The sequence below is a fragment of the Moorena sp. SIO4E2 genome (assembly GCF_010671945.1).
Lineage (GTDB): Bacteria > Cyanobacteriota > Cyanobacteriia > Cyanobacteriales > Coleofasciculaceae > Moorena > Moorena producens.
Genome location: NZ_JAAHIE010000025.1, coordinates 1 through 8,487, shown reverse-complemented (window position 1 = coordinate 8,487; position 8,487 = coordinate 1). Strand labels below are relative to the sequence as shown.

Annotated in this window: 8 protein-coding genes; 4 read left to right on the top strand and 4 right to left on the bottom strand. The window is 45.3% G+C overall.

Annotated features, from left to right (window positions below):
* The 3 genes from F6K37_RS05225 to F6K37_RS05215 form a co-directional block, all read left to right on the top strand.
* The coding region (locus tag F6K37_RS05225) for a DUF4335 domain-containing protein (protein ID WP_287248678.1) at positions 1-1,790 on the top strand (1,790 nt) is incomplete at its 5' end.
* Positions 1,791-2,190: 400 nt separating this feature from the next.
* On the top strand, positions 2,191-2,967 hold the full coding sequence (locus F6K37_RS05220; protein WP_287248676.1) for a class I SAM-dependent DNA methyltransferase: 777 nt from the start codon (positions 2,191-2,193) through the stop codon (positions 2,965-2,967).
* Between the two features lie 65 nt (positions 2,968-3,032).
* Positions 3,033-3,185: a hypothetical protein gene (locus tag F6K37_RS05215; protein ID WP_287248674.1), complete on the top strand. Its 153-nt coding sequence runs from the start codon at positions 3,033-3,035 to the stop codon at positions 3,183-3,185.
* Between the two features lie 102 nt (positions 3,186-3,287).
* Here F6K37_RS05215 and wecB read toward each other — a convergent pair whose 3' ends face one another.
* Both wecB and dacB read right to left on the bottom strand, forming a co-directional pair.
* The gene (wecB, locus tag F6K37_RS05210) at positions 3,288-4,454 is read right to left on the bottom strand and encodes a non-hydrolyzing UDP-N-acetylglucosamine 2-epimerase (RefSeq protein ID WP_287248672.1); all 1,167 of its coding nucleotides are present in this window, start codon (positions 4,452-4,454) and stop codon (positions 3,288-3,290) included.
* A 47-nt stretch (positions 4,455-4,501) separates the two neighbouring features.
* Positions 4,502-6,088, bottom strand: coding sequence for a D-alanyl-D-alanine carboxypeptidase/D-alanyl-D-alanine endopeptidase (dacB, locus tag F6K37_RS05205; RefSeq protein WP_287248670.1), 1,587 nt, complete (start codon positions 6,086-6,088; stop codon positions 4,502-4,504).
* A gap of 171 nt (positions 6,089-6,259) precedes the next feature.
* Between dacB and F6K37_RS05200 the strand changes: the two genes are divergently transcribed.
* Positions 6,260-6,676, top strand: a complete 417-nt coding sequence (locus tag F6K37_RS05200; protein WP_008191443.1) for a ribosomal maturation YjgA family protein — start codon at positions 6,260-6,262, stop codon at positions 6,674-6,676.
* 124 nt (positions 6,677-6,800) lie between these two features.
* On the opposite strand, the gene F6K37_RS05195 is transcribed toward F6K37_RS05200, so the two are convergent.
* Both F6K37_RS05195 and F6K37_RS05190 read right to left on the bottom strand, forming a co-directional pair.
* Positions 6,801-6,932 carry a hypothetical protein gene (locus F6K37_RS05195; RefSeq protein ID WP_287248667.1) on the bottom strand — a complete coding sequence of 44 codons (132 nt, stop codon included), beginning with the start codon at positions 6,930-6,932 and terminating at the stop codon, positions 6,801-6,803.
* Positions 6,933-6,936: 4 nt separating this feature from the next.
* The gene (locus F6K37_RS05190; RefSeq protein ID WP_287248666.1) at positions 6,937-7,911 is read right to left on the bottom strand and encodes a 2-keto-4-pentenoate hydratase; all 975 of its coding nucleotides are present in this window, start codon (positions 7,909-7,911) and stop codon (positions 6,937-6,939) included.
* Between the last annotated feature and the right edge of the window lie 576 nt (positions 7,912-8,487).

The window sequence follows — 8,487 nt, the reverse complement described above, 5'->3', positions numbered from 1 at the left end:
AATCTGTGGTGAAGAAGTTGCGGTTTGAGTTGCGTTTTGATGACCCCCGCAAGCCAGAAGAACAACAGGTAACCTTACGAGGCAACGCAGAAGATTTAGATGTGTTGTATGAAGCGGTAGATGGCTATGTTCAGCACTTCCTTGAGCCGTCCCCAAAGCAACTGGTTGCCTCTGGAAACTCTAAGGCCGTAGGCCACGCTACGCGATCGGCTGAGGTTACTCCCTTAAATCTGTTAACTCTTCCAACCCCTCAGGAAGAAAATGCCACAGCAGTTCCAACTCAGCAAATCCATCTGCAATCGAAAGGGTTACTGAGCCATAGCCTGTTTCTCGGTAAGCTGGCTAATGAAGAATCTGGGTCAGTACTTGATTTAAGTGCTACACAGCTGTTTGATTTAGCTAGCGCTTTGGATGAATATGCGGCTGAAGTAGTATCCCTACCAAAACTCAATCAGCCCAGTTGGAAACCAGAATCATCGGCTTGGATGCGTACAGCAGCATCAATGCTTTTGGCAGTGGGTGTAACAGCGGCAGTGATTAAGTTGCTTGATAAACCTCAGCCTGTTGAGCAAGCGAAAACACTAACAACAGCACAATCACAAACAAAAGCATTAGACTCCAGCAAAATTGGGAAAAAGCGAGCCATCTCCAAGGTTCCCCCAGCACCGAGCACTCCCATCCCAACTCCATCGGTACCACCCCGTTTATCCCCAGGAACCAAGTTACCGCCACCGCCTCCCGTTAAGCCACCCTCTCTACCAGTACGCACTCCACCACCGCCTCCCGTTAAGCCACCCTCTCCAGCACCAGTACGCACTGCGCCAGCAATAGCCTCACGCCCGAATTCACGTCCGATGCTCAAGATTGTTCCTGCTCCAGCTAGGACACCAGACTCTCCTAAACTGAGTGCTACTAGTTCTGGTGTTAGTCCTGTAGCTAGTTCTGTTACTAGTCCTGTAGCTAGTTCTGCTGTTAGTCCTGCTGCTGCTCCTGGGGCTAGTAACGGTGATGCACCTGTTTCTGAGGCTAGTAAAACCAATGTACCTACTGCTGATGCAAATACCCAACCCAAACCAACTCCACCCAGTCCCATCGCTGTAGTACAAACTGTGTCAGAATTGCCAGTGATTAAACCAGCGCCCTCTCCTACTGACGTGGCAACTCAGGATTCCTCTAGAGAAAGTCTATCGATCCCCACAGAAACAGTGGTAATCCCTGAGGCCGAGTCTTCGATTTCTTCTACTTCTACTTCTTCTAGGTCTTCTACTACTAATGTGGCGGTTCAAGCCATCCCTGCTCCTCAACAGAATGTGTCCACTCTCTCTAGAGGTCCTTCTACCTCTAGAATTATCGATCAAGCTGTGCCTAGACTGAATGTACCGAGTAGCCCTGTGATCGATCAAGCTGTGCCTGGACTGAATGTCCCTAGTAGCGCTGTTTCTGATTCTTTAAACTCATCCAAGCCTACTGTTGCGAATCAGATATCTCAAAATACCCTGTTTGATAAGATTTCTCAGGTAGCAGAAGCTAGACGATATTTCCAGGAGCGCTGGCAACCTCCCGAAGGGCTACAGAAAACCTTGAACTATAGTTTGTGGTTAAATAATAATGGTACAATCCGACGTATAATACCCCTTGGGCAAGCAGCCAAAACCTATATAGATAACGCCCCCATACCTCTGCTCGGTGAAACTTTTGTCTCCCCTTTAGAAGGGGAAGGTATACCAAAAATTAGGGTGCTGCTACACCCGGATGGTAAAGTACAAACTTTGTTGGAAGGGATGAATTGAGGTAATTAATAATAGGGGCTCTTGCTTACCACCTATTAGGTTAAATAGGTTAAATTTAGTTGAAATAGGTTAAATTCCTTCCTAGGATGTCCGAAACTATTGTTAGGAAATTTTGGACAGTATTTTTGTGTGCGCTCCCTAGCGCTCCTTTGGAAAATGCGGAGTCTCACCCTATTAACCTTTTATTTACTATGGGGAAGTTTAAAATCTAGGTATAACTATCTTGGCAGTTGTTTTAAGTAGCATTTTGGCATAGTAAGTCCGGATAAGCAAGTTAACTAAACTCTATATCTAGAGTCTTTGGGTAAGCCCTGAGTTGGTCTTGCGCTCCTGACGTTGGCTGTTAGGATTCTCCACCATTCACAATTCGTTTTTATCTGGGTTCAAACTGAAAGGAATCATGAAAGTTATGAAGAAGCATAAAATCCAATTTCCACCTACAAATGTTCGAGAGCTTGGCCAAGATGAGGTCTATTTTTACCTTGTTAATGGAGAATCCAGGGAGAAGATCCGTCTACATGACTATGACCGGATATTCGACGTTCCTGAATTATACGAGCAGGTTGTATACGAGCGTCTGAAGTGCCAGTCTCCGTCAATTGTAGTGGATATCCTGCAGTCTGCCGTTTCTCAAGGGGACCAGAGCCTCAACGAGCTTCGGGTACTTGATCTTGGGGCAGGAAACGGGATAGTTGGTGAAAAGCTGAAACAACACGGAGTATCACGGCTCATCGGAGTTGATATTATTCCCGAAGCCCAGGCTGCCACTGAGCGAGATCGGCCTGGAATCTACGATGAATTCTATGTGATGGATTTCTGCAATCTCAGTGATAAAGATCGTGATGAACTCAATTCTTGGTCACCTAACTGCCTGGTTTCAGTAGCAGCACTTGGGTTCGGTGACATACCAGCAAAGGCTTTCTTGGAAGCATTCAATGTAATCAGCGAAAATGCCTGGGTTGCCTTTAATATCAAAGAAACCTTCCTTGATGCAAGTGATAATTCTGGATTTTCACAGCTTATTCGGAAACTGATCTTCTCGGAATTTTTGGATCTCTATCATCTTAAAAGGTATCGGCATCGGTTCTCCCTCGAAGGCGAAAAGCTCTATTACTTTGCCCTAGGGGGCAAAAAAAATTCTGATGTTCCGCTCTCCTTAATAGACTCACTTGAATAGACTCACTTGGGTTGTGATCCTGACAGGGCAAACCTATATAAAATTCGGCTAACCGGGAAGCTAATATGCAGACAAACCGGTTATTGCCCAATAACGGGGATTACAACCAAATTAGTAAGCATATGCGCTACGCGCACGCTGCGCGAACAGCACTCAGCACTCAGCTTATTTTATTCAAAACCACCGATTGCGCTACGCGCACGCTGCGCCAACAGTAGCGTGCCCATAGCGCATAAGTACCTCAATGAGTGTGCCCATTCGCTTCGTGTGGCCATAGACCTTGGCCTTTGGCTGATAGCTGATATCTGATAGCTGAATGCTTACCCAAAATAATCCTCCACAATCTTTACTATACGCTCCGCCGCACGACCATCCCCAAAGGGATTAATGGCATTTGCCATCCCCTGATAAGCTACTGAATCACTCAACAACAAACTTGCCGCCCCCACCATCTGCTCTGGGTTAGTCCCTACCAACTTCCCAGTCCCAGCTGCGATCGCTTCCGGTCGTTCCGTGGTCTTACGCAACACCAGCACTGGCTTACCCAAACTCGGTGCTTCCTCCTGCAATCCGCCAGAATCAGTCATCACTAAATAACACCGTTGCATCGCTGCTACCAATTCCACATAATCCAGCGGTTCTGTTAAAAATACCCGCTCATGGTCACCTAACATTGCCCTTAGGGGTTCCCTGACCGTAGGATTACGATGGAGAGGTAACAATAATGCTGTATCTGGGAACTTATCTAAAATCTGGAGGAACCCCTGGGCTATATCTTCCAGTGGTTTCCCCCAGTTTTCCCGACGGTGTACCGTTGCCAAAATCGTCCGGTATCCTTCCCAATCTAAACCCGGAACCTCACACACTGGTTCCCGTTCAGCCACCATCAACAGGGCATCAATCACTGTATTCCCAGTTTTATGAATTGCGCCAGTCACCCCAGACCCCTGCAAATGCTCTACTGCTAGGGGAGTGGGGGCAAAATGTAATTGAGTAATCTGAGAAATCAGCCGTCGATTCGCTTCCTCTGGATAGGGATTAAACAAATCATTGGTGCGCAATCCTGCCTCCACATGACCCACCGGGATACGTTGGTAAAACGCTGCCAAGGCCGCAGCAAAGGCCGTAGTTGTATCCCCCTGCACAACTACCAACTGGGGCTGCAATTCCTGAAATAACTCCTCTAACCCCCGTAAACTCAAACAAGTAATATCGGTCAGAGTTTGCTTGGGCTGCATAATTTCTAAATCCCGATCCGCCCTCAGCTCAAACATCTGCATTACCTGGTCTACCATTTCCCGATGCTGACCCGTTAACACCACCTGAGTCTTAAATTTCCCAGAGCGTTGGAACTCAAGAATCACTGGAGCTAACTTAATTGCCTCCGGACGAGTCCCTAATGTGATACAGATTTGAATTGGAGACTTGGTTGAACCCTGATTTAGGGTCTCGGGTCTAAGGTCTGGGGGAATTTCCAGGGGTTTCATAATTATAATATTTCTCAATTGGGTGAGGTAGTTTCGTTACTCAACACTCAGCAATAACCCAGGCGAGTCAATAATAGAACAATTTCATCAATAGCACGAAGGAGTGTAGCAGCAGATTGGTCAGATTGATTTACCAGAATACTAAATACCAAAGTTTTATAGTCAGGAATATCAAGATAGCCGGATAAGGCTGAGACACCACTTAATGTACCAGTCTTGGCCTGGAGCTTACCAAGAGCTGCGGTATCACGAAAGCGATCGCGTAAAGTTCCACTAACCTCAGCCGTAGCCAAGGATTCTCGATAAACCTGAGCTAATGGGGTTTGTGCCATCAGTCTCAGAGTTTGTGCGATCGCAAACGGACTAGCTAAATTATGGCGAGATAGCCCAGACCCATCAGCCAGGCTATAGCTTTTTGGGTCAACCCCTAACTCCGTTAAGCTCTGTTGAACCGCGACCAGACCCAACTTAGGGCTAGACTCACTCCCTACCTCTGTTTCCAGTTGGTGCAATAATGCCTCAGCATACAAATTATTACTGTGCTGATTGATTTCCTTTAACAATAGCGCTAACGGAAGAGATTCTACTGCTGCTAACTCTCTGGTTGTTTGTGTATTGGTTATTTCTGTATTATTAACATTAGAACGAAATCTATTATTAACCTCTCTTCCCATCCCCTGATCTGATGATCTGACCATCTCAGCTGAACTGTCTTTTACCAATGCCTTAATCACACCAATTCCCTCAGCTTCCAGGATACGGCGGAAGGACTCTAGGAAATAATGGGCTGGGTCGCGAACTGCTAACCCCCAGAAGTCTGGTGCAGCATCTGCCGCCAGTTGACCGTTAATCACTAACACCGGCTCACCTAAAACTCCCATTATTTCTACTGAGTATGGTATTCCGGCCTTACCGGTAACAGCACGATTATCCACACGCCACTGTCTAGCCGCTATGGAATCACTCCAACTAACGCGCAATGGTTTTCCTGGCTGTTGGGGCAATAGGGTTAGTCCAACAGTATTTTGATTGAGAATAAGTCGATTAACCGAAGCGCCATAGTATAGATAACTATCGCTCCACTCCCAGGTTGGATTGATAATACCATAGGGAGTATAGCCATCTTCTACAATTAACTGTTGCACCCACGTCACCCCTTGACCCTTTAGTTGTTGTGCCACATCTGTTAACTGGGTATTGGTTAAGCTTGGGTCTGCTTGTCCCACAATCCGTAAGGAAGTCAAATAGGGGCTAGTGCCAGTACCATAAACCGGTGTGCGAATCCGGTATTGCTGACCTAGTTGACGTAACGCTGCTGCTGTGGTAATGAGTTTGATATTGGATGCTGGAATAAAGAAACGTTCTGATTCAAGACTGTAGAGGGGAGCTGAGTCGGCTAAGGGTTGAATCAAAATACCCCAACGCGATCGCATAAATTCGGGACGACTGATTATGGCATCAATGGCTGTAGTTAAGTCAGCAGGACAAATCTTGTCTCCAAAGGATTTCGGTTCCTCAACTACTTCAACTGCTGCCGGTGTCGCCATCACCCCTTGCTTGATGACTAACTGTACAGCTAACCACAACAGCAGCAAAGTTATTGGTTTTCCCCATCGATGTAAGGGATTTGGCATAACTCACAACTCATAACTCACAACTCATAACTCACAACTCATAACTGAGGTACAGGCATCAGGCGTGGAACGGGCATCAGGCGTGGAATGGGCATCTTGCCCGTTTCCTGCCGCAACTCACAACTGACCTACTGACGCCCTCAGCACTCAATTCATTTGTCTAATCCGTTAATGACTAAACTATTAAAAATTACTCATCAACGCTGGCTCATTATCCTATCCCTATTGATTATCACACCATTAGGGATTCTTTCCAAGTACTACTCTGGTCTTGGAGAAAAATGGGTTCATGACTACTCTGGTGCTATTTTGTATGAGATTTTTTGGTGTTTATTGATATTTTTTATTATCCCCAATCGCCAAGCAATAACCCGAATTACCTTAGTAGTTTTTAGCATTACCTGTGCCCTAGAATTATTACAACTTTGGCAAACCCCTCTCTTAGCCCCGATTCGTGCTTCCTTAATCGGTAAATTCATCTTAGGAACTACCTTTGTATGGTGGGATTTCCTCTATTATGCCATTGGCAGCGTCTTAGGTTGGCTATGGTTACGGCAAATCTCCCAGTTTCGGAAACTGATCAGATAATAGTAAATCCGCTTAATTAATCAGTAAGCATTCAGCCGTCAGCTGTCAGCCGTCAGCTTAAAATAAACCTCCTTCGCTATGGGAACAGCTGACATAAAATAGATTAAACTAATACTTACCTGTTTTAGTCAAAAGCTGTTCGCGCAGCGTGGGCGTAGCGCATTAACTGATAGCTTAATGCTGATAGCTGAATGCTTACCTCCCAACTCCCGAATCCCGACTCCCGACTCCCTATTCCCTTTATTATACCCGACATGATATTACTCAAAACTAACGGATATTTCTACCTTTTCTTTGGGATATAATCCAATATATTGAGCACGAATAGTAGTACCAGATTTAACAGTAACTAGGGGAGTCATGGATCCTAAAGACAGTAAATCGCCTTTCTTCAAAACTTTACCTGATGCCTTCAAAGAATCTTTTAACCAAAGTACTACCTGTAACGGATTTCCTAATAAAGCACTACTTTTACCAACAGCTAACTCATTACCAGCCTTATCTACAATTACAATCTTTATATTTTTTAATCGTTCTTCCCAATCAGGGGTAGCAGATAAAGGAATCGGTGTTCCTAAAACTCCCAAGCGAGCACCGACATTAATGGCTACCAAAGCAGGCCCATCAAGATTCACTTTTGGGTCATAAACTAAATCTGGTAGTTCCATGAAGGGAATGACGGCATCAAGAGCAGCTAAAGCTTCCCTAGGGGTAGTAGCACTATTAATCTCTTCGCTACCAACTCTAACGATTAAGTCTCCTTCATATACAGGTCGAGCACCGAAGTTGGCAGAGACAACCGCTCCACTGTTGAGCAACATCTTTTCGAGAAGTACACCTCGTATGGGTTCAGAGACTTTGAAGCGCTCTTGAGCAGCAGGATTAGTCAGTCCAGCTTTGTAACCTACAACGTTTCCTAAACTAGAGCTCAACTGTTGTACAAATTGGTCTTGCAAAGCCTGGGCTTGTTCAACGGTTAGCTGAGTCGCAACTCCCCTAGCTGGGGTTTTGTTGAGATAGCTAGTTGTCAATTCCTCCACCAGACGAGCATCAGGGGTTTGATCTAAAACTTTAGTAGGAGAGCTACTAGTTGAGTTGGAGTTGTTCTTAGCCCCAGTAAGGTTGCAGCTTGGCAGATATACAACGGAAGCCAATAGTAAAATTGCTAGGGAAATAGATTTGATATCTTGCATGGTGTTGCTAGAGCTGTTTTCAGGATTCAAACCATTTGGCATAACTCAAGAGCCGAAAATTGCTTCAGTTCAATTTTGTGGTGTTACTTATGAGTTACAGAAGGGGAAGTATACATATAGAGAATTGACGACCAAGAGGAGGTAACCATAAGCGTAGAGAAAAGTCTAGACAAAAGCCTAGACAAAGGGGGGATGATTTCAGCTTATCCCATGACTGAATCAATACACTAGTTGATCTCGACTTTCGGCGAGCTAATCAGCAATCGGTAGTGTTGACGGTTAACTGTTAACGGTTGACTGAATACACTCAGCCGTCAACGGAAAATCCTATTCCCTGTCTTCGAGGATCAGCTTCAAGAGATTATTAAGCCAAGTCAGATCATTTCCGGTGGAACACTGATCTCGGAACATCCGAAATGTGTAACTGGAGTGTGAGCGTCTCGCTGACTAGCCTATAGTCAGCTAACAAGATGCTTGCACTACACAATAACAAGTAACAAGTAACGAGTAATAAGTAACAAGTAACAAGTAACGAGTAATAAGTAACAAGTCACAATTTCCCTGAATAGGAAGTGATTAAGAGGTGCGCTTGACCTTGGCGAATTAAATTCGCCAAGG